General features: G+C 58.1%; 18 protein-coding genes and 2 tRNA genes. 7 read left to right on the top strand and 13 right to left on the bottom strand.

Annotated features, from left to right (window positions below; genetic code table 11):
• Nucleotides 1-281: 281 nt before the first annotated feature.
• The 4 genes from CKW19_RS00005 to CKW19_RS00020 all read right to left on the bottom strand — a co-directional run bounded on the left by CKW19_RS00005 (nt 282) and on the right by CKW19_RS00020 (nt 5,153).
• Nucleotides 282-995 carry a hypothetical protein gene (locus CKW19_RS00005; RefSeq protein ID WP_095055985.1) on the bottom strand — a complete coding sequence of 238 codons (714 nt, stop codon included), beginning with the start codon at nt 993-995 and terminating at the stop codon, nt 282-284.
• Nucleotides 996-1,178: 183 nt separating this feature from the next.
• Nucleotides 1,179-2,444 carry an MFS transporter gene (locus tag CKW19_RS00010; protein WP_095055986.1) on the bottom strand — a complete coding sequence of 422 codons (1,266 nt, stop codon included), beginning with the start codon at nt 2,442-2,444 and terminating at the stop codon, nt 1,179-1,181.
• A gap of 33 nt (nt 2,445-2,477) precedes the next feature.
• Nucleotides 2,478-3,548, bottom strand: coding sequence for a sugar phosphate isomerase/epimerase (locus tag CKW19_RS00015; RefSeq protein ID WP_095055987.1), 1,071 nt, complete (start codon nt 3,546-3,548; stop codon nt 2,478-2,480).
• A gap of 99 nt (nt 3,549-3,647) precedes the next feature.
• Complete coding sequence (locus tag CKW19_RS00020; RefSeq protein WP_095055988.1) at nt 3,648-5,153, bottom strand: PLP-dependent aminotransferase family protein; 1,506 nt, start codon at nt 5,151-5,153, stop codon at nt 3,648-3,650.
• A 314-nt stretch (nt 5,154-5,467) separates the two neighbouring features.
• On the opposite strand from CKW19_RS00020, the gene CKW19_RS00025 reads away from it, so the two are divergent.
• The 4 genes from CKW19_RS00025 (at nt 5,468) to CKW19_RS00050 (ending at nt 10,087) form a co-directional block, all read left to right on the top strand.
• A tRNA-Cys gene (locus tag CKW19_RS00025) sits at nt 5,468-5,541 on the top strand.
• A gap of 565 nt (nt 5,542-6,106) precedes the next feature.
• A complete protein-coding gene (locus CKW19_RS28925; protein WP_256580273.1) occupies nt 6,107-8,557 on the top strand; it encodes a hypothetical protein in 2,451 nt (816 codons plus the stop codon).
• 1 nt (nt 8,558) lies between these two features.
• Nucleotides 8,559-9,758 carry an O-antigen ligase gene (locus tag CKW19_RS00045; protein WP_160012822.1) on the top strand — a complete coding sequence of 400 codons (1,200 nt, stop codon included), beginning with the start codon at nt 8,559-8,561 and terminating at the stop codon, nt 9,756-9,758.
• 244 nt (nt 9,759-10,002) lie between these two features.
• Nucleotides 10,003-10,087, top strand: a tRNA-Leu gene (locus CKW19_RS00050).
• A gap of 633 nt (nt 10,088-10,720) precedes the next feature.
• On the opposite strand, the gene CKW19_RS00055 is transcribed toward CKW19_RS00050, so the two are convergent.
• The 5 genes from CKW19_RS00055 to CKW19_RS00075 all read right to left on the bottom strand — a co-directional run bounded on the left by CKW19_RS00055 (nt 10,721) and on the right by CKW19_RS00075 (nt 16,950).
• Nucleotides 10,721-11,998, bottom strand: coding sequence for an OprD family porin (locus tag CKW19_RS00055; protein ID WP_256580274.1), 1,278 nt, complete (start codon nt 11,996-11,998; stop codon nt 10,721-10,723).
• A gap of 37 nt (nt 11,999-12,035) precedes the next feature.
• Nucleotides 12,036-13,370 (bottom strand): MFS transporter, encoded by a 1,335-nt coding sequence (locus CKW19_RS00060; RefSeq protein WP_095055991.1) that lies wholly within the window; start codon nt 13,368-13,370, stop codon nt 12,036-12,038.
• 213 nt (nt 13,371-13,583) lie between these two features.
• The gene (gene fdhA, locus CKW19_RS00065) at nt 13,584-14,783 is read right to left on the bottom strand and encodes a formaldehyde dehydrogenase, glutathione-independent (protein WP_095055992.1); all 1,200 of its coding nucleotides are present in this window, start codon (nt 14,781-14,783) and stop codon (nt 13,584-13,586) included.
• A 96-nt stretch (nt 14,784-14,879) separates the two neighbouring features.
• A complete protein-coding gene (locus CKW19_RS00070; RefSeq protein ID WP_095055993.1) occupies nt 14,880-15,956 on the bottom strand; it encodes an aromatic ring-hydroxylating dioxygenase subunit alpha in 1,077 nt (358 codons plus the stop codon).
• A 40-nt stretch (nt 15,957-15,996) separates the two neighbouring features.
• Nucleotides 15,997-16,950, bottom strand: coding sequence for a PDR/VanB family oxidoreductase (locus CKW19_RS00075; protein WP_095055994.1), 954 nt, complete (start codon nt 16,948-16,950; stop codon nt 15,997-15,999).
• A gap of 273 nt (nt 16,951-17,223) precedes the next feature.
• On the opposite strand from CKW19_RS00075, the gene CKW19_RS00080 reads away from it, so the two are divergent.
• From CKW19_RS00080 to CKW19_RS00090, 3 genes are all read left to right on the top strand, one after another.
• Entirely contained in the window at nt 17,224-17,694 is a 471-nt protein-coding gene (locus CKW19_RS00080) for a MarR family winged helix-turn-helix transcriptional regulator (protein ID WP_053160863.1), read from the top strand.
• A gap of 185 nt (nt 17,695-17,879) precedes the next feature.
• Complete coding sequence (locus tag CKW19_RS00085) at nt 17,880-19,814, top strand: methyl-accepting chemotaxis protein (RefSeq protein ID WP_095055995.1); 1,935 nt, start codon at nt 17,880-17,882, stop codon at nt 19,812-19,814.
• A 65-nt stretch (nt 19,815-19,879) separates the two neighbouring features.
• Nucleotides 19,880-20,815 carry a LysR family transcriptional regulator gene (locus CKW19_RS00090; RefSeq protein WP_095055996.1) on the top strand — a complete coding sequence of 312 codons (936 nt, stop codon included), beginning with the start codon at nt 19,880-19,882 and terminating at the stop codon, nt 20,813-20,815.
• Here CKW19_RS00090 and CKW19_RS00095 read toward each other — a convergent pair.
• From CKW19_RS00095 to CKW19_RS00110, 4 genes are all read right to left on the bottom strand, one after another.
• Entirely contained in the window at nt 20,800-21,246 is a 447-nt protein-coding gene (locus CKW19_RS00095; RefSeq protein ID WP_095055997.1) for a heme-binding protein, read from the bottom strand. The genes CKW19_RS00090 and CKW19_RS00095 overlap by 16 nt on opposite strands.
• Nucleotides 21,247-21,257: 11 nt before the next feature.
• Nucleotides 21,258-22,607, bottom strand: a complete 1,350-nt coding sequence (locus CKW19_RS00100; RefSeq protein WP_095055998.1) for an amidohydrolase family protein — start codon at nt 22,605-22,607, stop codon at nt 21,258-21,260.
• A 294-nt stretch (nt 22,608-22,901) separates the two neighbouring features.
• Nucleotides 22,902-24,059 carry a S9 family peptidase gene (locus tag CKW19_RS00105; protein WP_095055999.1) on the bottom strand — a complete coding sequence of 386 codons (1,158 nt, stop codon included), beginning with the start codon at nt 24,057-24,059 and terminating at the stop codon, nt 22,902-22,904.
• A 59-nt stretch (nt 24,060-24,118) separates the two neighbouring features.
• A complete protein-coding gene (locus tag CKW19_RS00110; RefSeq protein ID WP_095056000.1) occupies nt 24,119-25,081 on the bottom strand; it encodes a LysR family transcriptional regulator in 963 nt (320 codons plus the stop codon).
• Between the last annotated feature and the right edge of the window lie 192 nt (nt 25,082-25,273).

A 25,273-nucleotide genomic window follows, 5' to 3' on the forward strand; every position in this document is an offset into this window, starting at 1 on the left:
TGGAGCACTCGAACACGCAACTGGAAGTTGGCAGATGCTGTGTATTTAAACCCAGAGCGCCCTGAAATTAAGAGCGCAACGGGCTAGCAACTGTAAGACAAGGTGACAGGTACCTTGACACGTACCGGTCTCGAAAAAAGCTACCCGCAGCTACGAATTTCAAGTAGATCAATGAGTACCTCGAAATACGGGTTTTGCGGGTAGTAGTAGATAACGCATTGTCGACGCCGTACATCTCTCCTCATTCGGGAAAACCGTACCCTCAAGGATTTTGATGGAGGTCAGTCCGGCTTTTTCAGAGTGTCAGTACCCGTGACCATACGGATTCTGACTTTAGGGACCTGCCGTTTCTCAAACACAATGCCCTCTTTTCCTTCGCTTCGTTTTTCCACCAGATAAAGCACATCATCGCTTTCTCCGACGATGCAGCCGGTCACAAGATCCAGGCTGTTGAGTTGAACGGACGATGGTGTGCACTGACGCAGTTCGTTGTACGCGGCCAGTTCGGCGCGTTCTATCGATTGGGAGACCGTCATCTTCCAGATACTCCAGAATCCAAGGGCGACCAGGCTGATCAGCAACGAGGCAATGACGGGTTCTCTGGATCTTTTGAAACGCTTTTCCAGCCATAGCGCCAGTCTGTAACCACGACTCTCGGGATTAGGATTTACTGAAGGTGAGGCGCGGTCGGGGTTCTCGAAGAAATGCATCATCGTTGAGAATACGGCCACTGCTGCGATTGCAATGAGGAGGGCGGTGAATATGATCAGGATATTGACACCGCCATATACCGCATACATATAGCTGTCAAACCCTAGTCGTGTAACGGGTACGCCTAACTTACTGTTGATCACTTCCAGATAGACATAGCCGCTTGTAAAAAACAGAGCGAACAGCAGAGCGACAATCGATAAACTTTCGAACTTTACTGCTCGCCATAGTCTTGCATAGCTCAAGGGAGCAATACCGGTGACGACGCGATTCTCGTTATTCATGGAGAGTCCTTTCCTGGGTGGGTGGCGAGTCTAGCGAGCACCTTCGGTGCTGCCTAGATTGTGTGTATCGCCAAACATTACCTGATCGCATAGGCGATCCATGAACAACGCAAAACGCCACTCAATAGAGTGGCGTTTTTGTGTCTGCGCGTTATTCAGGGTTACGTTAACTCGAAGGCACGATCAGGCCTGCGCAGTGCTCATCTCGCCAGCGGTTACGGATTTATTGCGCACTGCTTTATAGAGCAGGCTGGACACCATGAAGCCCGCAATGGCCAGTATGCTCATCAGCGTGAAGACATAGTTGTAACCCTGCTGGCCGGGGAAGTGGTCGAGGATCGAACCATAGATGACGTAGGCAAACATGCCCGGTGCATAGCCGATCAGGCAGCCGATGCCGAAGGCCGAGCCGGTGATGTGCTGGGGAATGCCGACTTCACCCATGGGGGCCCAGAACACGCCGCGCATGGAGAACACGATCAGGGCGAAGGACAGGGTCGCGGCCATGCCCGCATAGATGAAGCCCGGGCTTTTCGGAATCAGCATGATCACGCCCATCAGTGGCAGCAGCGCCAGGAATGCCCACTTCAGGTAGCGGCTGGTGCTCTTGAACTGTTTATCGGCAATGAAACCGCCGGCCGGCCCGCCGAGGATCTTCAGGAAGTACTGGTTGATGATGCCGTAGGCGCCCACCAATGCCACGGGCAATCCGTACATTTCCTTGAGGTAAGGAATGAAGTAAGTCAGGCCGCAGTAGACGATGTAGACCATGAACACGTTGAGGCTGACCAGCCAGATTCCCGGTACCTTGATCGCTTCCATCAGGTTCACCAGACCATTCTTCGGCTTGGCCACCGACGGTGCGTTACCGCCTTTGAGCAGGAAGAAGGTCAGGGTGCCGGCCAGAATGTCGATGACCGAGTAGAACAGAATCGCAGACTTCAGGCCGGTTTCACCCGAACCCATGGCGACGAAAACGCCCAGTGCGGAAAAGGCCACCAGCGTATCAACCACGCCACGTCCGCCTTCGAGCAGGCCGAACAACCGGCCTTGCTCCTGATCGTCACCCAGGTTGCGGATGGCTTTGAGCAGCGATGGCCAGAACAGGCAGTCGGCACACACGGCCAGCAGACTGAACACGATCAACAGATTGCTGAACGGTGGAAAGGTCGCCAGGTACAACCCCAGTCCACCGGTGCCGATCAGGCCGAGGGGGATCAGTTTGCGCGTGTCATAGCGATCGGCGAGCAGGCCACCGACCACAAACAGGGCGGTGGCGATAATCGCGTTGGCACTCAGCAGAACACCGATCTCGGTGTGGCTCAAGCCCATGAATTCCTGCATGGGCACATAGAAGGCATCCTTGAGGTTCGCCAGCTTGTAGATGGTGCCGCCACCAAGAATGAGGATCAGGAATCTGAGCCATTTGGCCTTGTTTTGAATTGTCATTATTGTTCTCCGGGCGTAATCGGGTCGTCAGGTTCACGCGTTGGAAGGGGAGGCCAGCGTCAGTTCGGCCAGGGTGCGCAATTCGGCCAGCACGCTACGGACATAGGCGACCTGGTTGTTCGCCCAACGGTGTTCATCGGCCAGCATTCGCTCAAGGGAGTAGCCGTTCGGGAGCGGCGTTTCGCTCATTTCCCGGTAGGCAATAAACGGGTCGGCCGCTTCAGTGCTCTGGCGGAAGGCCGGGGCCACGTAGTGGTTTTCCTGCTCGAGAATGAACGCAATCACCTGTGGGGTGGATTCGCCGAGCATCAACAGCTCGAACAGCATGCGGGCGCTGGGCAGATCGTCTTCGTCGCTGCCCTGCAGGACACCGTAATGACCGAAACCGTTTTGCTCGGGGACGATGCGTACACCTTTGAGGTGTGTCTGGCGGATGTGCGGCGCCATGGTGCGCAGGGCCTGCAAGGGCTGTTCGCAGGCATTGATCATGTTGCCGAAGTCGAACAGTGCGTGCAGGCGAGGGTGGTTGAGACGGTTGAGCAGCTGCGCGATCTCGTTGCTCTTGAGTTCTTCATGCTGTTCGAAATCAAAAAACAGATCGTGCTCGTCAGCCTGCTGCGCGAGGTAGTGCAGATCGGTTTCGATCACGCCCATGACGTGCGACAGCGTGCCCTCGTAACGTGAGTAGACACGGATGTTGCGCACGCCCAGGGTTCTGGCGATGGCAATCACCTGGTCGACGTCTTTTTTCCGCGTGCTGCTGATTTCCAGGTGCAGATCCAGCTCAAGCGCTTTGGCCTTGGCAGCGAACGCCTGGAGCTGCACGGATGACATTTGGCTCAGGCTGTTTTCCTCGCCGTCGAGCAAGTGCAGGCTCAGGCCTTGCAGCTCGTGGCGATAGGCGAAATCCAGCAGGTCGGCAGGGGTAACACGACCGTGGGTGAGGTTGGTCAGTAGCGGGTAAGCATGGGCAAACAGCCGCATTTGGCCGAGACGTTCAAGCAGCCGCCGGGCCAGGGCATCGGTCAGCGCGGGAACTGCGCCGTGTTCGACCACCTTATGGCTCAGCAAGGCGTTGAATCGTTCCTGGATCTTATTGTTCATTAGAGTCGTTCCTGGTTCAGACACCGTGCCTTTATCGCGCCAGTCAGGAACTCTCGATAGATCCATTATCAGTTAATTGATAAGGCCACTTGTCTCACATCAAGCGGTCGGTGGCAGATAACCCAATGTGCGCAAGGCATTGGCCAGCGCTTCGACACGTTCCCGGGCCTGGTTTTCAGGCGTGCCGGCAAAGCCGATCAACAGAGCTGGCGCCAAGGCATGCTTGATGCGGTAGTCGCTCAAGGCGTAGGTGTGAATGTTGTGCCGGGCCAGTTGCCGGGCGATGTCGGTGTCGCTGAGTTCCGGGGGTAGCCAGGCGATCAGGTGCATGCCGGCATCCGTCGGAGTGATCCTGAAAAAGCTGCCGATCTGTTGTTCAAGCTGTTCGATCAATGCGTGCTGGCGCGCCTTGTACAGCGCACGCATGCGGCGGATGTGCCCCAGGAAGTGGCCTTCGCCCATGAAGTCCGCCGTCGTCGCCTGAAGCAGCGTGGGCGGGCTGCGATCCATGACTGCGCGCAGGGTACAGAAGGGTTCGACCAGCGCCTGCGGCAGAATCACGTAACCCAGGCGCAGTGACGGAAAGAGTACTTTGCTGAACGTTCCGACGTAGATCACCCGGGCCATCTGGTCCATGGCATACAGCGCCGGGAGGAGGCGGCCACTGTAGCGAAACTCACTGTCGCAATCGTCCTCGATGATCCAGCTCTGGTGCTCCGCAGCCCAATCGATGAGTGCCTGGCGTCGCGCATAACTGAGGGTGACACCCAGCGGATGCTGGCGTGAAGGCGTACAAAACACCAGGCGGGCATCAGGGCACTCGGTCAGGCCTTGCTGGACATCGATCCCCTGTTCATCGATACGCAACGGGACCACCTGAGCGCCTTGGGCTTGCAGGGCAATGCGCGCGGCGATGTGCCCCGGGTCCTCCATCCAGATGCTGTCCTGCGGATTGAGCAGCAGCATGCCCAACAGGTTGAATGCTTGCTGCGCGCCGGAAACGATCACCACTTGTTCGGCATCGCAATCGATGCCGCGTGCATCGAAGACGTATTCGGCAATCGCTGCGCGGAACGCCTGCAAGCCTTGCAACTCGCCATAACCCAGAATGGCTTTGGTTGGCTTGAGCAGATGACGGTTCATCAGGCGCCGCCAGATCGCCTGCGGGAATGCCTCGTAGGTGCTGTGGCTGGGCAGGAAGGAGGTCGGGGTCGTAGGGTCCCAATCGGTATAAGACACCCCGCGAAAATGATCGCTGCGCAGCGATAGCATCGACTGGCTCAGGTCTGACAGGCGTGGCGGCTGGGGCTGTTGCTCGTCCTCGATACCCCGGCTTTCCCACTCAGTGCCGACATACGTGCCGGCGCCGGTGCGCGAGGCCAGAAAACCTTCGGCAATCAACTGATCGAAAGCATTGAGAATGGTGATCCGCGATAACCCCAACTCGTTGCTCAAGGTCCGGGTCGACGGCAGGCGCACGCCCCCTTGGATTCTGCCGTTGAGTATCTGTTTGCGAATCTGCAGATACAGTTGGCGGTACAGGGGAATCGCACTGGCACGGTCCAGCTCGATAGCCGACAGCAGCAAACCTGCGGGGGATTTCATGGCATGCTCATCTGGGTGAAATGGGATATTAACTGGAAACCGTCAGGCGACGGGCAGGCAAGGGTATCGAGCGATACCTCATAAGTCATCCGTCTGTCGTTGATGTTCGACGCAATCCGCAAACCTGGCGCCAGATTTTTTTTTGAAATCAAGGGGTTGCCAGCCTCAAGAAATCAGTACATAATTCACGCCATCGAAAGCACTGACGGCTGAAAAAGCTGAATGTTTTCAAGGGGATAGCGAAGTGTAGTAGTGCTTCACACTCCAAGTTTTTACGCATTTGATGTTGTGCTACCTGACAGCAAATGTTTTGAGGCCGAGTAGCAAAATGGTTATGCAGCGGATTGCAAATCCGCCTACGCCGGTTCGATTCCGACCTCGGCCTCCACTATAAATAGCCCCGTAGATCAGTGATCTACGGGGTTTTTTATTGCCTTCGAAAAAGTGAAGTGTTCCGCAATTTTTTGAATGTATTCCGCAATTGGCTGGTAATTTTCTATCGTGATGGGCTGTAGTCGACCCAGAGCTGCCGGTGGCGAAAGGCAGAGATCGGCCATAAGCGGAAGCTCAGCAATATCAATATCTTGGTCTATCCCTGATTGTTTTGCGATCGACCTGACGAAAGGGGGCTTCGACTCGCGGCGAAAGTACATGGACAGTAATGCAGTTCGATATGATGGCGTGTCTCATGCTGGTGCAAGAGACTATCGGTGAAGAAACTCGCTTGGGGAAAACGTTAAGGGTGACTGTGTTTTCGGGCGCGACCAGCGCAACCAGCGCAACCACGCGATAGCCGTGACTTGAACTGAGGGATTTCAACTACGCCAACAGTTCGGCGGGCTAATCCCATGAAGTTCGGCTGGAACGACACTCCAATGCTGTCAATATTCGCAGAGTCCATTAATATGGCCCTTTGCGCACCATCTTACTTATCGCCCTGCGCTAAGGTTGCCATGTTACTGGACGACACCAATAACCCTTGGGCTGCCAAGGCACGCTCCCTGGATCGCTATCGCTGGCTGTTGTTGCGCGCGCGCTATAGCCTGATCGGCAGCGCCTTGCGTTTCGCCCGCGAGCAGACCGGCGACTGGTTGTTCGGTCAGCGCGCCAAGCGCCGCCTGGCCGCCGCTGTGATGGCCGAACCCTGCGATTTTCTGCTGTTGCAGTCGGCGCCCAAGGTGATCAAGTTCCAGCGCAAGAAACTGCTGATCGAGGGGCTGCGCTCGAGTGGCCATACCCTGGTGGAAACGGCCCTTGAGGAGCCAAGGACCATTCTCCGCCTGCGCATGCTCAAACGTCCGCCGTGCAGTGTGCCAACCCGTTACTTCGGCCATGCTGCCTACGCCGAATGGCTGGTGGAGCACCATCAGCCGCGCATTTTGCTCAACGACCGCAATGGCAGCCTCTACGCACCGTTCCTGCGCCTTTCACTGAATGCCCGTCAGCGCCTGCTGGTGCACCTGGCCCACGCGACCACGGTGGAACATTCGCAGCGCCTGGGCATGAACGACTATGACTACAACTTTCTGTTCGGCCAGAGTTCGCTCGAAGCCCTGCAGGCGCGTGAGCTGCGCTTCGGTAACTCGACAGCGGTGCTGGTTGGCTCGCATATGATCGACAGCGCCTTCGACCTGCCGTTGGCCCAAGCCGAGAACCGTGTGATGCTAATCCTCGGTATCGGCCCGGATAAGGAAAAGGAACCAGGCTACCGGCGCACTTACGAGATGCTGCGTGACTGGACGGCCGCGAATCCGGACTACCAGGTGCTGATCAAGATGCATCCGCGCAGTCAGGGACCCTTTTGGCAGGAGGCCGCCGCCGAACTCGACAATCTGAAGGTGCTGGCGCCGACCTGTGGCCTGGCTGAAGCGTTGGCCCAGGCCTCGCTGGTGGTCAATATCATGTCCAATGCGGTGATAGAGGCAGGCTTGGCCGGCCGACCTGTGTTGTATTGCAACCTCAGCAAGGATCGCGACATCTTCGGCCAGGAGCGTTTCTTCGGCTCGGTGGTGGATAGCATCAGTGCGCTGCAGGCTCGTGTGGCCGAGGTAATGGACGATTATGCCGGGGCCGCGAGCCAGGCGCGGACGTTCGCTTGCTTCCATCTGGCACATGGCGTGTTGGGGCTGCCGATGAATCAGCAGGCGCTGACAGCCTTGCTGGACGGGGGCGACTTGTCTTCCAGCATCGAGCACCACCCCTTGCTCGCTACCAAAAACCCAATGCCCCATCGTTCTATGCGTCACGTTGAGCATATTGCCGGCAGTGCCGAACCAAATTCACAGGGAGGCTCATCGAGCCGTATGTTGTTCTTCTCTCTGGCCAAGCACCAGAGTCTCTATTTCCAGCGTCTGCTCGATGAGACCGAACTCAGAGGCAAAGTGATAGTACCCGGCAGGATGCCCTGGCCGCGACCTTGGCAGTTGCCGCGCATTCTCAAATGTATCGATTGGGCGCACTTGCTCGAAGAGAAGTGCCAAGAGCGAAGGGTCAAGCGCAAGTACGAAGGCGTTTTCTTTCGTCTGCTGCTGCGTCTGGAGTTGGCCTGGGTCGGCCTGCGGGCCTTGGCGCTGGTGGAGCGCGAACAGCCGACGACGGTAATCATGTGGAATGGCTCCCATCGCTACTGCCAGTTGCTGCGCTCGGTTCTGCCGGTCGGCTGTCGGACTTTTTTCTTCGAAAATGGTCTGTTGCCTAATACCACCACACTCGATCCCCGGGGCGTCAATTTTCATAACTCGGTACCGCGCGAAGCAGAGTTCTATCGCCGTTATCAAGCTCCGGCTGATGCTGCTACAGCCCAGACCACTCTGGTGCCGCGCAAGCCACGCTCGACAGGAGTTGAGCCCATTGAGTTGCCCGAGCATTTCGTGTTCATCCCATTCCAGGATGATCGCGATACTCAGGTTCGCCTGTTTTCACCTTGGGTGGGCAATATGTGCGAACTGTTCGCTCTCGGCGAGCGGCTTGCAGCCGAAACCGGCATGATCGTGGTGTTCAAGGAGCATCCATCCAGTCGCGAATCCTATCCTCAGTTGCATCAGCGTTGCCATGAGCGGTTGCTGTTCGCCAACGGCAACAGTACCCAAGAGCTGATTCAGTCCAGCGAGTTCGTGATTACTCTCAATTCCACTGTCGGCCTGGAGAGTCTGTTACTGGGCAAGCCGGTGCTGACTCTCGGGCAGGCGTTCTTCAATATTCCAGGGTTGGTGATGCATGCGGACTCCGCCGCCGAGCTGATGGAGATCGCACGGATTTTCCCCGACTGGCCGCTGGAAGCGTGCATCCGCGAACACTTCCTAAGCTATATGGCCGCGGAGTACTGCGTGCAGGGTGACTGGAAGAATGCCGACCAGGCCCAGTTGCAGCGAGCGGCTGCACGAATTATCCGACAGGAGCGTTGAAGTGCAGAAAGGTCTGGTTTTGCGTCAGGAGGTGTTGGCGCGTTGGGCGGCTATCGGTCTGTTGATCTTTCTCTGTGTGCCGTGGTTGATAACGAGCGACAAGCACTATCACCAGTTGCTCTATGTATTTCTCTGCTTGCCTACGCTGTTGGCGCTGTGTCTGGGTGACTTTCGCAAGAAATTGAAGCACCCGGAAATGCTCCTGTTCGCGGCATTGGCAGCATGGACACTGCTGATTGTACTGCTCAAGGGGGACCATCCGGAAAAGGCCAAGATGCCCTTTTATGTGTTGTTGACACTCCTGGGCGTTGTGCTGGCAGCGCAGGGCTCGCGCTGGTCGCTGGAGCAACTGCTGGCAGGCAGTGCTGTAGTTGGCGCATTGGGAGCCATCGCCTCCATTGCGTATTTCTACTGGGTCCTTGAACCGGTGCCGGGATTGCGGATTGCCACGCCGGGGTTGTGGGATACACCGATCATGGCCGCCCATGCGACAGGGGCGCTGGCGCTGCTGGGGCTCTTCATCTTTCGGTGTCAGGGGCAGAAACCCGGGGTGGTGCCGCTGGTTGTTATCGCTCTGGCCTATATGGCTTTTCTCGGGCTCAACCAGACGCGGGGCGTTTGGCTGGCATTGTTTGTTGCACTCGTGGTGATGGTGCTCGTATCGCGGTCGCGTCTGTGGTGGGCGCTCCTGCTGCTGGTTCTGGTCGGAGTGGTAGGCGTGCTGATGTTCGAATCGCAGATGGTGCTCCAGCGCGGCCTGTCGTACCGGCCGACCCTGTGGGCTGGGGGGGTACAGTTGATTCGCGAGCATTGGCTGCTGGGGGTGGGGTTCGAGCCATTTAAAATTGCAGTGCCAGAATTACAAATGTCGTTCAAGCACCCGCACAACCTGTTTCTGGATACTGGCGTGCGTCTGGGATTGCCGGGTCTGTTCCTGTTTCTACTGCTTTGGGGCGCGACTGCGCGGCGCGCTTGGCTGAACCGTGAAAGCACCCTGGGTCGTGCGCTGCTAGCGTTGTGGACCTTTTCCAGCGTGGCGTTGCTCACTGATGGCATCGGTCTGTGGCTCAAACCTAATGCCGACTGGCTGATCATGTGGCTGCCCATAGCCTTGGCCATGGTGCTGGCGGCTAGGCAGTCCGCCAGTATTCAGCCAGGCAATCCCATAGGCTTGGGTGTGACTAACACTGGCATTAGATAGCGGCAAAGTCGGTGCGAATGCTGCTTGCGAGTCAGCGTACCGCCTGCTTTGGAGACCCGGATGGCCAGGCCTTTGATTTCCGTGTCGTACACCAGGATGTCGGCTTAGCCGTCCGGGCACGTCAGGTTGTTCAATGCGGACTTGGCAAAATTGATTTTCCTGGCCATAAGGGGGCTTATTTCCTAAGTGATTGATTCTGGTTTTGTTTTAGGGTTAAATCAGCGCCTGCTTTTGCATTTCCCATGCCCCGATGGTGAAATTGGTAGACACATCAGACTTAAAATCTGCCGCCGCAGGGCGTGCCGGTTCGATTCCGGCTCGGGGCACCATCTCGCTTCATCAAAAAACACCACTATCTGTCACCAGCGTCTAACGAGACCCTGGTGTTTTTTGCTGTCTGCGATTTGGCATCCGGCACCTTAAATTTGGTTGCTAGGTTGGGAGCTATTTGGGAGCCGACTTGGGAGCTTTGCTGGTAGCTTTTGCCATTCCTGGCACGCCACGCTCAGCTCTCACCCGCGCTTCATTACGCGCCAAGAATGTCCGTAAGTTATTGATTTGACAAGTTTATAAGCCTGTAAGCACGGGCAAGGGCCGGTCTCGGCGCTCAACTGCTTTTGTATGCTAGCGAGGGGCAGGATGACTTAAAATCCCCCGCTCGTAAGGGCGTGCCGGTTCGATTCCGGCTTCGGCACTATTAATCATTTTCAGGTGATTTCAGAATCATCCGAAAGCCAACAAAAAGCCCGCCTAGTGCGCCTAGTGCGGGCTTTTTATTGTCTGTGGTTGCCGAAACTGACCTAGGCAGCCAAAAGTTGGGGGGGGGCAGATTTGGGGGCATGGCCGTTCGGTCATCTCGCTGTTAACCCGCTGCGCCATTCGCCTACTGGGCCCGCCAGCTAATCCGCTTCCTTGTTGATCAACTGGCGGCCTTGACCTCGAGTGTTAATGACTCTTATCAGTTACCAAAGCTGAATCGTGTAGTCGACATTAATCCGGGTTTCGTTGTCGCTCCTGAATGTCGAGGCTGCACTTTGCTCATTGCGATACAAGGCATGGCGCAGGCGCAAGGCGAGGCCTTTTGCCGGGCCTGACTGTATGACGTAGGCCAACTCCACGTCCTTCGACGACTCTGTCAGGTCAGTTCCCCCCAATTGGGGCAGGTCAATGTGGCTACCTCTCAAATAGCGAGCCATACCGGTCAGGCCCGGTAGCCCAACAGCGGCGAAGTTGTAGTCATAACGCGCTACCCAGGTCCGCTCCTTCGGGTTGACGAAGTCCGCACTCATGGTGCCGTCGCTGAGCACCGTTGGCTCCCCGCCAGCAATGTAGGCCATTGCTGTGTCGCCCGTCTGGTACATGTAGCCCATGCCCAAGGTGTGGGCCGCGATCTGGTAGCTGAACATGGCACCGGCGTTCAGGTTGTCGACCTTGCCGGCTTCTGCGCGACCGTTCTCCCGACTGTTGTAGATCCGCACGTCCGTTTTGAGTTTGCCTGGGCCGAGGGGGAACTGGTGGATGCCTCCCGCAAAGTCCTGGGTGTATATGTCCTTCAGCTCGGCGTGAAAATAGCGAAGGGTCAACGTGTCAGACCAGCGATAGTCACCGCCCATGAAGTCAAAACGCTCCGAGCTGGCGCCCCTTTTGAAGCGGCCATTGGGCGACGCCAGTGAGATTGGCTGATAGTCAGTGGAATCCCGCAGGTTCACTCGATCCATACGGCCGGTGTGCAGCGTGAGTTTGTCGATGTCTTCGGACATCGCATACGCACCACGAAAGGATTGCGGAACCAAACGTGCAGGGCTCGCGGTGATGACCGGCAGGGCAGGGAACTGCGTTCCAACGGATAGCCGGGTCTTTGAGATTTTCGCCTTCAGCGCCACACCCAGTTCAGAGTATTCGTCCTCAGCCTCACGGGTCATCGGGTCAAAAGGCAGGAGTTGTGTGCCGGTCCGATCGGGCGACGAGTCCAGTTTGAGTCCCAGCATCCCCGTGAGGTCCAGGCCGAATCCGACGGCCCCGTCGGTAAAACCGGAGTTGGCCTTGAGGATGAATCCCTGGGCCCACTCGCGAGCGGCCGAATAGGGGCTGTCGCCTTTGTAGTCCCGGTCCAGGTAGTAATTGCGCGTGGTCAGGGTCGCGCTGCTGTCATCCACGAACCCTGCGTAGGCAGTGGAAGAGGCGCAGGCTATCGCCATGCCCAGGCTGTAGCGCCAAGGGCATAAAGTGTTTTTTTGCATGTGATCGGTCCTGCTTTTATTGTTATGGACGGTCGAATCAGGCGTTGCTGACGGTGTTCAGCTGCAGCAGCCGTTGCGGCTTCAAAAGCCAGACGGCGCCAGCCGCAAGGACGAAGGACAGGGCAAACAGCAGGTAAAGATCGGCGGGCTGCCACTGCGCATCAATCAAACGGCCAGCCACCAATGGCGAGAGAATCGCACCGGCGCGACCGATGCCAATGCCCCAACCCAGGCCAGTGACGCGCTGGGTGGCGTTGTAAATGCTCGGGGTAAGCGCATAGAGCCCCGCGACGCAGCCGTTGACGAAAACTCCGATCATCAGCACCAGGGCGAAGGCCAGGTTCAGGTTGGCAGTGAATTGCACGAAGACGGCCAGCAGCACCGCATTGACCAGAAGGTAGGTCATGAGTACTCGGGACAGACGAAAACGTGCCGCCAGCAAGCCGATCAGTGAGGTGCCAAGAATGCCGCCGACGTTGAGTAGCACACCGCCCGTGATGCCTTGCGTATTCGACAGGCCGGCCGACACCAGCAGCCTCGGCGTCCAGCTCATGACGAAATAGAAACCGAACATCACCAGAAAGAAGGCGCTCCACACCAGCAAGGTTGAACGCAGCAGCGCTGGCGAAAAGAGCTCGGCGAAGGTGGCTCGTAGCGGTTTCCTGGATTCACGCAACGCCTCGGGCAATCGCTCGAGGGACGTGATCGCGACTCGTTGCAGCAGAACATTGATACGCTCCAGCGCGCGCCGGGGTTGGCGAGACAGTAGGAAAGCCAGGGACTCGGGCAACCAGAATGCAAGGATCGGCAGGATCAGCAGCGTCGTTATGCCACCGTAAAAGAACACCGAACGCCAACCCAGGGACGGAATGATTTGCGCCGCGATGAGGCCGCCGATGGTCGCGCCCAGTGCATAGGCCGTGGATTGCAGGCTAATGGCCAGACTGCGCCACTTCTTGTTGGCGTACTCCCCGGCAATGACGTAGCTGCTGGCCAGGATGCCACCGATGCCGAGTCCGGTTATCAGGCGCAGCACCGCGAGCATCTCGGGGGATGTCGCCTTCGAAGACGCCAGCATGCCGAGCCCGGCGATGCCTACACACAGCAGAATGAGCGGACGTCGCCCGAAGCGATCGGCCCAAGGGGCAATGAACAACGAGCCGATAGCCATTCCGACAAGCCCTGCACTGAGCAGGTAGCCGAGGTGAATGCCGCTCAGGCCCCAATCGGCGGAAATGGACGCGGCGGTAAAAGCCATCACCAATACATCGAAGCCATCCAGCATGTTTATCAGAAAGCAGAGCGCAACCACGCCCCACTGGAAGCTGACCATGGGTTTTTCGTCCAGCTGTTGCCCAATCGACTGGCTCATGGCGTCAGGCTCCGAAGCTGTGGGTGGAAAAATGCTTTGAACGACGGGCAGCCGAAGCCGCCTCACTATGCGGAGGTTGCAGTGTGTACATGTCGATACCTTCTTGTTTTTGTTGGTCAGTGGTGCATGCAAGGTGCCTGGGAGCCGGCGGCTCGACTCCGGGGCGGTACGGTGCTCAGGCTCGAGAAGCGCTGGGCGACGTTGATCTAAGGCTCAGGCCGCACTGAAAGACTTGTGCGGGTCAATCACAAATTTCTTCGGCACACCGGCATCGAATTCGCCGTAACCTTCCGGCGCCTGATCCAGGCTGATGACTTGCACACCGACTACTTCAGCGATGTTGATGCGGTTCCACATGATTGCCTGCATCAACTGGCGGTTGTACTTCATCACGGGTGTCTGGCCGGTGTGGAAACTATGGGATTTGGCCCAACCGAGACCGAAGCGGATGCTCAGGCTGCCCATTTTCGCGGCGGCGTCTGCGGCGCCTGGGTCTTCGGTGACGTAGAGGCCGGGGATACCTATCTTGCCGGCCACACGCACCACGCCCATCAGCGAGTTGAGAACGGTGGCCGGTGCTTCGTGTTTGACGCCGTCATGACCGTGGCCGCGGGCTTCGAAGCCGACGCAGTCCACCGCACAATCCACCTCCGGTTCGCCGAGCAGCGCGGCGATCTGTTCGTGCAGCGGCGCGTCTTTCGACAGGTCGACGATTTCAAAACCCTGGGCCTTGGCGTGGGCCAGGCGCACGGTGTTGACGTCGCCGATAATCACCACCGCCGCGCCCAGCAGGCGAGCGGATGCAGCCGCCGCCAGACCGACCGGTCCGGCACCGGCGATGTACACGGTGCTGCCCGGGCCAACACCTGCGGTTACCGCGCCGTGATAACCGGTCGGCAGGATGTCGGAGAGGCAGGTCAGGTCGCGGATTTTTTCCATGGCCCGGTCGCGGTCCGGCAGTTTCAGCAGGTTGAAATCGGCGTAGGGCACCAGCACGTATTCGGCCTGGCCGCCGGTCCAGTCGCCCATGTCGACATAACCATAAGCACCGCCGGCGCGGGCCGGGTTGACGGTCAGGCACACACCGGTGTGTTGCTCTTTGCAAGAGCGGCAGCGTCCGCATGCCACGTTGAATGGCACGGACACCAGGTCGCCGATTTTCAGGTGCTCGACGTCACTGCCTTTTTCGATCACTTCACCGGTGATTTCGTGGCCCAGCACCAGGCCGGTTTTTGCCGTGGTCCGGCCGCGCACCATGTGCTGGTCGGAGCCGCAGATGTTGGTGGAAATCACCTTGAGAATGACCCCGTGCTCGATCTTGCGACCGCGCGGGTCCTGCATTTTTGGATAGTCGATTTTCTGTACTTCGACCTTGCCAGCGCCGAGATACACCACACCACGATTGCCAGACATGCTTTTTTCCTCGAGGAAGTTGTTGTTATGTAGCGCTGCAAAATGCTGCCTTCGGGGCAGCAAATGTCCTGGAGCCCTGAGTTTGGTCTGAAGGACTCAAACGCTGGATTGGCGAAGCTGCTCGATGATTCGGCGGGCGCGATTGGCGCCGACATCGACGTGGATGTCGATCATCGGACGCGCGCCGAACCGGCACATGTTCTGGTACTGGGCTTCGATCACTTCCTTGTCTTCATCGAAGGTCAGGATGGTTTGCTCAACGACCTTGGCCTTGATGGTTTCTGGATCACTCGCCGGGTTGGTGGCAATGGTCCAGAAGTAGTGACTGGTGGTGTCGGTTTCCGGCGTTACCCCGTGGAACCCGCGCATGTGGAAGCCACCGCGATCAGGGTTATCCAGTGAATCGGTACCGGCATCCACCGCACCGGTCCAGATCCGCAGATGACTGACGTGAAATTCGATTTCCTGCCAGCGGTCCACGTTGCCTTTGAAGGGGTAGGCGGCGGTGTAGGTGGGCGGTGGAACAGAGTCCGGCATATGGCGCACGACCCGTACGACGTTGTCTTCACTTTCCACATTCATCCGCGCATTCATATGGATGCTGGCGTTGCCACCGATGGTGCGCAGATGGACATACCCCAAATGACTCAAGTCCATGAGGTTGTCGTGGATTAATTGATAAGGCGCGTCGTAGTGGTAGACGTTGCCGTCGAACAGGTATTTGCCGCTGCTGTGGACGGAGTAAGTCGGCGGCTCACACATCGGCTCGGGTTGAGCCTGGCTACCAAACCATATCCAGACGATCTGGTCCTGCTCACGCACGTGATACGCAGGCACTTTGGCTTTGCTCGGGATCTTGTCTTGCCCCGGGATTTCGACGCATTTTCCATGGTCATCGAACAGCAGGCCGTGATAACCGCAACGAATGCCGGTCGCTTCCAGCGTTCCGTTCGACAGTGGCAATGCTCTGTGGCAGCAGCGGTCTTCCAATGCCGCGACCTCGCCGTTGGCCTTGCGAAACAGCACGACAGGCTTGTTGAGTAATGTCCGGCCTACCGGTTTGTCCTTCAACTCCCAACCCAGGGCAGCGACGTACCATTGGTTGAGGGGAAAGCTGGGCAAGGCAGGCGCCGGGATTTCTTCGGCAAGCGTTTGGAGAGTGGAAGTGTTCATGGTGTTCTCCAGGAGGCACGGTTGATGTTGTTGTTTGAATTCACAGGTCGAGCACCAGGCGTGATGACTTGGCGCGAGAGCAGCAGGGGGTAAAGCGGTCGTTTGCGGCGTGTTCGGCCACTGTCAGGAACTTGTCCCGGTGTTCGGGTATGCCCCGCAGTACGCGAGTGACGCACGTTCCGCAGACGCCTTGCTCGCAAGATGACTCGATCTCTATGCCGGCCTCGTCGAGTACTTCGAACACCGTACGCTCGGCAGGAATCTGAAAAACCTGGCCAGTGCTTGCCAGTTCAACTTCGAACGATGCATTGGCGCTTTGATCGATAGGGTCGGCAGCGAAGAATTCTTTGTGTACCCGGTCCTGCGGCCACCCGGCGTTCTGCGCTGAATCGAGGATGTAGCTCATGAAACCGGCCGGCCCGCACACATACAGATGGGTGTCAGCGTGGGAGGGCGTGAGCAAGGCTGGCGCATCCAGCTTCTGTATCTGGGGGCCACTGTCGTCATGAAGTTTTATGCGGTCGGCGAATGGGGTATCAGCAAGCATCGTGACGAACGCTGCGCGCTGGCTCGAACGGAAGCAGTAGTGCAGTTCGAAATCGGCCCCTTGATGTGACAGCTCCCAGGCCATCGCCAGCATGGGCGTGATACCGATACCTCCACCAAACAGCAGGTGTCGCTTGGCTGAGTGATCAAGCGGGAAAAGATTGCGCGGAGTGCTGATGCTGAGTGTTTGCCCAGACTGAATCTGCTCGTGCATGGCTCTGGAGCCGCCCCGGGAGCTCGGGTCCTTGAGCACGCTGATCAGGTAGCGGTGGCGTTCCTTGGGGTCGTTGCACAAGGAGTATTGGCGGGTGAGGCCATCGGCAATGTGAATGTCGATGTGGGCGCCGGCCTCGAACGCCGGCAGCGTGCTGCCATCGGCGGCACATAGTTCGAAACTGCAGATGCCTTCGGCTTCGTCTGCTTTGCGGGTGACGTTGACTTGAAGCATGACTTGTCCCTCCACACTGAAGTGGCTGCTGAAAAAAAAGCGTCGGTTAGAGCACTGGCCGGGGACGGATCAGCCGGGTGCTGGCACGAGAAAGACGAAGGCGATGAGATTGAAGGGGTTCATGACCAAAACCTGATAATTATTTTTATGAGGCAGGGCGGCGGCATATCATGCAGCGAATCGCCCGTGACGTTCGGTAGAGAAATCCTCCGATTATTTAGTTGCGGTGTCAACTAATATTCCAAGGCCCCGCCGATCCAAGGTGTTCGCTCAATGTCTGCAGAATCCCAACTGAACCTCACGCGTTATGTCCCGGCACTGCTGAATTTCTTGTCCAACAAGCTCTCCTCAGGCGCATCGCAGTGCTATCGCAAGCATTTCGGAATCGGTGTCGTCGAATGGCGAATGCTTTCGATGCTTGCTGTGGAAAATGACATCACCGCCAACCGAATCTGCCAGACGATCGGCCTCGACAAGAGCGCGGTCAGCCGTTCATTGCAGTCGCTGGAAGGTGCCGGGCATATTTGCAGCCAGGTCGATTCAAAGGATGCGCGGCGCTATACCGTCAGCCTGACGGACAGCGGCAAAGCCCTGCATGAGCGAGTCCTGAAGGTTGCACTGGAACGTGAGCGGCGGCTGCTCAGCGAGCTATCTGCCTCGGAAGTGGACACCCTCGTCGAGTTGTTGGGCCGACTGCATTCCCAGGTCGCCAATGTGAACGAGTACGACCCCGAAGACGCTTGAATCTGGGTGCCTGAAACTCGAGTGCCTTTCAGGTATCGCGATTGCCGATGGGTCGCATCCACACAAGCGATTGGTCAGCTTCGCACTGTCACGTCAACCTGCCCCGATTAAAACAATAATGGGGTTCACTCGATGGCTGATCGCTCTATCGCCGCATACAGGCCGAGCAAGTGAGAGTCCATCGATTGGGTGCTTCGCTGAACCGCCTCAGTGTCGGCGGCAAGTTAACGCTCGGCTTCGGTCTGGTCCTGATCTGCACGATGGGCATGGCGCTCACCGCTTGGTATTCGGTGCGGGTAACGCAATCAAGCACCACACAGTTACGGGAGCTGGATCGCCAGAAAGCCAGTCTTGCCCAGGCGCGGCTTGCCGAGCGGGATTTTGGTTTGCTGCCGTCACGAGAATCGGTTGCGCAGGTCGAGGATTCTTTACGTCAACTACAAGTCGGACCGTCGCTTGCTCTTTCGGGAGAGCGTTTCAGGCAGACGCTCGTCCAGTCATCCGACCGTTACCTGAAGGCATTTCAGGCCTATGCCGAAGCGCGCTACCAGGCGATTCGGGCGAGGCTGCGTATGCAAGTGCTGGCGGAAACGACAGGGCAGCGATTCAGCGAAGTATTCCTCGACCAATTAGACGATATCAACCTCAATCTTGAGCAACACCAGCTGCCCCAAGCGCAGTCAATGCAGCAGTTGGAAGAGGCGGTGGCATTGCGCGAGCGCTTGGCCAATCTGCGTGACAGCGAGCTGTATTTTTCCCTCGATCCGCAAAACCGTTATCGGGACGATTGGGTGAACCGGGTGAATGAGCTTGCCAGCGCGCTAGGCAGTCTGAATTCGCAGCTCGATGGCGATCGTCGTCGAGCACTGGATGAGGCCAGTGCAGCGTTGGCCGAGTACCGCGAGGCATTTCTGGGTTTTGCCAGCAGCGGTGAGCAGGCCATGGCGCAACAAGTGAGCATGTCGGTGTCGGCTGAACAAGTGACGATGGTGTTGGAAACCGAGCGGGCGAGGGCTGCACAATCTTATGAATTACTCCAAAGACGTCTGGATCAGCAACTTGCAGTGATGGTGCTGCTTGCCGTGTTGCTCAGTATCGGCGCGTGCCTTTTGATCCAGCGTTCAATTGTTTCGCCACTGAAAATGATGCTGGGTCTGGCGCAACGGGTGGCTGCGGGAAATCTGAAGGATCGTCCCGCGCTGCTTGATCGACAAGATGAGTTGGGCCAGCTCGGTAGTGCTATTGACCTGATGTTGCAGGCGCTGCGCCATCTTGTGGGGCGAATCGGCAGCGACGTGCAACAACTGGACGCCGCGGCCGTCTCGCTGGGTGCAATGGTCGATCGCACAGGGCAGGGTGTGCGCGCACAGCGCGAGCAGACCGCCGAGGTGGTTGCGGCCATGCAGCATATGACCCAAGCGGCGGCACAGGTCAACCAGCAAGTCGCGGGAAGCCAGGCGAGCCTGGGCGATGCTTGCAAGCTGATTCATCATGGCGACGACCTGGTGCGACAGGCGAGTCAAAGCCTTCAGCAGCTATCGCGGGAAATGACCAGCAGTGTGGGTTCCATGCAACTGTTGCAAAGCGAAAGCCAGGCCATTACCAGTGTGCTGGATGTGATCAGCGCACTCGCCGAACAGACCAATCTATTGGCCTTGAATGCCGCCATCGAAGCAGCGCGAGCCGGTGAGCAGGGTCGCGGTTTTGCTGTAGTGGCCGACGAGGTTCGGGTGCTCGCCAGTCGAACGCGAGCATCGACAGGCGAGATTGATAGCATGATTCAACGCCTCTGGAAGGTCACCGGCGACACAGCAACCAGTCTTTTCGACAGTCAGCGACGGACTGCCGAAGGCGTTGAGCTGACAGTGCGCGCCAGTCAGGTCCTGGGTGCGACTACCGAGGCCATCTCGCGAGTTGAATACAGCGGACAGAGAATTGCCCACGCTGCAGCATCGCAACATGACATAGCCTGTCGAGTCGATGCAGCGCTTGGGCAGGTGGACAGGGTAGTCGAGCAAAATGCCGAGGAGTGTGCTCGGCTGGAGACAGCGAATGGCGACTTGCAGCGCCTGAGCGTCAGCCTTGGTGAAGCGGTAGGGGCGTTTCACCGCGACACCTGAAGCACTCCCGCTGGGTGTGATCAGCGACGTAGTTCAAACACCTGAAAACTTAAACTGGATACGACATGCGTTATCGACGTCTTGACTTGAACCTGCTGGTCGCCTTGGACGCCTTGTTGAGCGAATGTAGTGTCAGCAGGGCCGCCGAGCGATTGTGCCTGGGGCAGTCGGCAACCAGTTCGGCGCTCGGACGTTTGCGTGAGCATTTCAACGATCCGTTGCTGGTCCAGATTGGACGGCGTCTGGAACCCACGGCGTTGGGTCTGGAACTGCTTCCCAGAGTGCGTGAAGCGTTGGCTCTGACTCGTGAGATTGTCGATGCACCGGTCAATTTTGAACCGGCCAGTTGCACTCGGCACTTCACTTTGGTGGCTTCCGACTACGTAGCTGGCGTCCTGCTGCCAGCCGTCAGTCTTGAGTTGGCCCGAATCGCACCTGGTGTGCGCTTGAGTCTGCGGGACATGCCTGTGCCGCGTGACAGTGACGTGGTCAGCGAAGCGCTCGACTATCGCCGCAGCGATTGTGTGATTGTGCCTCAGCGGCGATTGAACCCGGCTTACCCCCATATCCCGCTGATGAACGACGAGCTCTGTTGCATCGTCTGCGCTCGGCAACCCCGGTTCGCCGAAGGCTTGAGCCTGGCCGACTATTGCGCGGCGGAGCACGTGGTACGCGAGTTTGCCGAGGGTCGAAATCTGGCGATGGATGCAGCGCACTTGCATGAGTCGGGCGTTCATCGCCGAGTGGCAGTGGCCCTGGAAAGCTTTGTGTTGATGCCCGAATTCATCGTCGGTACTGCCCGGATCGCCACCGTGTTTCGCCGCCAGGCGCAGCGCTTCGCTCAACATTATCCGTTGCGTATTCACCCGGCACCGCTGGCATTTCCTGATGCCGTTCAGGTATTGCAATGGCACCCTTATCAAGATCATGACCCGGCGATGGTGTGGTTTCGCGGCCTGTTATCGCAGCAGGCCGCGTTGCTTGATCAGTGCTCTACCTGATCACCGGTATCCGCCACCAGCGCAGCCTGTTCAATAGCCTGTAAAGCGCAGCGCTCGTCGTTGTCTGAAGTGTCACCGCTGACGCCAATGGCACCCAGAATCAGTCCCTCGGCATTGCGAATCAACACGCCTCCGGCGACGGGAATCACCTCACCGCCGGTCAGGCTGTTGATAGCGTCGAAGAACGCCGGCATCGCTTGTGCGCGCCGGGCCAGTTCGCGCCCGCCAAAGCCCATTCCCAAGCAACCCCGTGCCTTGCCGGTGGCGATCTGTGGTCGAAGGAAACTGGCATGTTCATCACGCAAGACTGCCAGCGGATGACCCGCAGCATCCAGCACGGCCACCGCAAGGGGGTTGATGCCCGTTTCCCGAGCGATGCGGATGGCATGGCTGGCGATGTTGGTGGCGGTCATCAGGTCGAGTTGCTGCATGGCGTTGGTCCTCATTGTGCCCACTTGCCCAATTGGGTCACGCGGTCCCGGGTGTAAAGATCAGTCCATTTCAGCGAGTTGAAATCAGAGACCTGTTTGGGGTTGTAGGGGCTGCGCTCCATGCGCACGGACTGGCCAGCCTTGTACACGGCTTTAAGGCGAGAGCGGTCTTGCAGGATGCGGATGTCGTGCAACGGCGAACCGTCGAGCAACAGGAAGTCTGCTTGCTTGCCCACTTCGAGGGTGCCGATGGTCTCACCGCGTGGCATGCAGCGCGCACCGACGTTGGTGGCGGCATACAGCGCTTCTGCGGGGGTGAAGCCCAGCCGGGTGACCAACAGTTCCAGCTCACGAGCGTGCCACTCGCCATAGGGCGTTACCGCAAAACCGCTGTCGCTGCCACACGCGAACGGCACGCCAGCGGCCTTGGCACGTTTGAGCACCGCCGAACCGACTTCCAGGGTGCGGGCACAGTAACCGGCATAACCGGTGCTGATGGCTGGATCGTGGGGTTGGCAGAAGTCCACGGTGTTTTGCGGGAAGGTCATGGTCGGCGCGAGAATACTGCCGGCTTCGAGCAATGCCTCGATACAGTCGTCGTCCATGTAGAAGGCATGGAACACCAGATCGACACCGGCGCGTGCGGCGTACATCACAGCTTCTCGGCCATAGGCGTGGGTCGCCACTTTGCAGCCCAGGCGGTGAGCTTCTTCGACCATCTCATAGGTTTCTTCGGCGGTGAACGCGGCGATGATTTCGCCGTTCGGGCGGCGGTGGGTGCCGTCCATGGCGATCTTGATCAGGTCGACGCCATCCTTGGCCTGTTTGCGGATTTCAGCCAACGCTTCGCTGCGACTGGTGACCAGGCGCGCAGTGAAATACTCCGGAGCACCTACTCGACTCGGAAACCAGTCGTTGAGGCTCTGTCGATTGGTGATGACCCGGCTGCTGGCGGCGATACGCGGGCCTTCGAACAAACCGGCAGCGATTGCGTTGCGCACAGCGATGCTGAGTTGGCCGCTATCGCCCGGGCAGACCATGCTGGTCACACCGGCGGCCAGCACGTGTTGGGCGAAGAACATGCCGCGCAGCGCACGGAACTCGTCGCTGGTCCAGATATCAATGTCTTCTTCGCTCTGCGCGTTGCCGAAGGCCAAATGGGTGTGCACATCCACCAGGCCCGGCATGACAAAATTATCGCCGGCGTCCAGCAGGGTGTCGCCCGGTTGCGTCGGCGGCGCGAGGGCGGTCGGGCCGACGTACGACAGCAGGCCGTTTTCCACGATAAGGGTTTGCTGTTGACGGGTTTGCAGGCCGGTACCGTCGAACAGGGTCTGGCATTTCAGGTGTAGGGCGGGCATGGCGTTTCACTGTGTGGGTTGTTATGCAAAGCGAGGCTAGGGCAGGGCCATGCATGCCACCAGCAACTTGCATCAATGCTCGCGTATTGATGGCGTCAATAGCTGCTGTACCTCGAGCACCCAACTGAGCTCGTTCAGCGCTCGACAAAACGCCATCGCCGGCAAGCCAGCTCCTACAGGATCGAGGGGGAGTTCGGATTGTTTGGTACCACATAAATCGGTAGGAGCCGGCTTGCTGGCGATGGCGAATGTGACATCGCCATCGCTGGCAAGCGAGTTTGTAGAGGACGCAGGTTACGCGGTGTGGCCGCCTAATGTTTCGGCAATCCAGTCGGCGATGTATTGGCCCGCGTTGATGCTGTTATCGAAGCTGGAATGCTGCACGCCACCTTCGCGTTCGGTGAAGATTTTAAGCTCGCGTTTGGGGCTGTTGATCAGTTGCTCGTACGTGCGATGTGCCCACTTCAATGGAATCTGTGAGTCCTTTTCACCGTGGGTCACCAGGAATGGAACCTTGATCCGGTCCAGTACGCCATCCAGGTGCACGTTTTCGGAGATGGCCATGAACTCATCCATATCTTTCGCTCCCCACACCCAGCACACGTGTGCCCAATAGTGCGGAACGGGGAAGCTGCCTTCTTTTTCCAGGCGACGTTTTTGCACATCGCGCCAGTCATGGTTGGCGCCCCACACCACACCGCACGCAAACCGTGGTTCGAACGCCACCGCACGCGGGCAGTAATAGCCGCCGAGCGAGACGCCCTCCAGGCCAATACGTTTGGCATCCACGTCGCTACGGCTTTCCAGCCAGTCGACCACCCGACTGGCCCAATGCTCGCTGTCGAAACGGGCGACCAGATTGTGCAATCGCAGCGCTTCTCCTGTGCCGGGCTGATCGATGATCAATGATGAAATACCGCGCTTCGCCAGCCACGCTGGCAGCCCGACGCGATATTTCATTTCTTTGGTCGAATCCAGTCCATTGACCTGCACCAGGATCGGGGCCGGACCGGTCACGCCTTCGGCACGTACCAGTAAACCGGAAATATGTTTGCCCTCGTAGGGGATTTCTACGCGCTCACAGTTCTCGCGAGACAGTTCGATACCGCGTTTGAACGTCTGCAGAAAACGCTGGTACAGCTCTGTCCGGCCCGGCGCGCCGTGGGCTTGCAAACGTTCGCAGGTCAGGTAGTAGGTGGCGGCGCGGTTGTACTTTTCACCAGCAGACAGCAGTCGGCCATTGCCTTCATCTTCTTCAGCAAGGCCGCAGAGTTTGTCGGCCATCTTTGCCCAGGTTTCGCGAAACGCCTTGGTTCCAGCAGCATCGGGTTGCTGGGCGGCTTCCTGTAGCGGTGCGCACATCTCTTCAATTTCGCCCATACGGGCGCCCATCTCGATGGCCAGGTCGACGGAGAGATTCCATACGTAATTGGTCGGGAAGTAACGGAACATGGTTGTTGTTGTCCTTGTGGTTGCCTTGTCGTTCACAAGGCACGTTAAGGACGCCCCGGCTAATTAGCCAATCGTGACTCCGGATGGGAGGTATCGCGAGCGGCGATATGATCGTGTTCAAGATGCTGGATGAATGCGCTGATGCGTTCGCGCAGCCAGCGGTGCATGGGGTCACCGTCGACGCTGCGGTGCCAGAGCATGAACTCGCACATGACCGGAATCTTTACCGGTGGATTGAGGATGCGCAGCGGCAAATGCTCGGCGTACAACCGTGCCAGACGTTGGTGCATGGTGGCGATGCGCTGGGTACCGACGACCAGTTGCGGCAGGGTGTTGAAGTCGTTGGTGATGACTTCGATGCGGCGGTTGAAACCGTACTGGTTCATGAACCACTCTTCGATGCTCAAGTGCCGGCTGCGACCAAAACCGACAGAGACATGGCCCATGTCCATGTACTGCTCAAGGGTCAGGCTGTCGCCGACCTGGGTATTGCCCTGCCAGACGACGCAGACGTGCTCTTCTTCGAACAACAACTGGTGAGGGTGACCTTCGATGATGTAGCGCTCAGGCACGATCATCAGATCGACCTCGCCACGAATCAACAAATCAGCGGAACTGTCTCCGGGGCCGATCATTTCGAAGGTGATGTTGGGCGCTTCCTGATGGATCTTCTGTATCACCTGGGCAAACAGCACGCTGATCAGGTAGTCCGAAGTCACCAGGCGGAAATGACGTTTGCTGGTCGTAGGGTCGAACACCGGCTTGGCAGTGATCGACGACTGGATCGTCAGCAGCACTTCACGGATGGGTTTGGCAAGCTCTTGCGCGTAAGGCGTTGGCTGCATTTTACGCCCCACTTGCACGAGCAATTCGTCTTCGAAATAGGTTCGCAGGCGTCCCAATACCCCACTGGTGGCGGACTGCGTCATGTGCAGGCGTTCGGCGGCACGGGTGATGTTCTGCTCTTCAAGCAATACATCGAGTGCGACCAACAGGTTCAGGTCCAAGTGGTTGAAACGCATCAGGCATATCCGCTTTTGTATTTATTTTCGCGATACATTCCGGTTAATTCATCGTTCCGTCAACCCCGTCCGTCTGCCGTTATCCCGCGCACTCAGGTATCGCGTTTGCCGATAGGTCGCATCCTCACTCGCGATTAGTCAACTGCCAAACCGCACGGCAATCTTCGCCGCAGTCGGCCTTGTTGCCGACAC

The organism is Pseudomonas sp. Irchel s3f7, from assembly GCF_900187615.1.
Lineage (GTDB): Bacteria > Pseudomonadota > Gammaproteobacteria > Pseudomonadales > Pseudomonadaceae > Aquipseudomonas.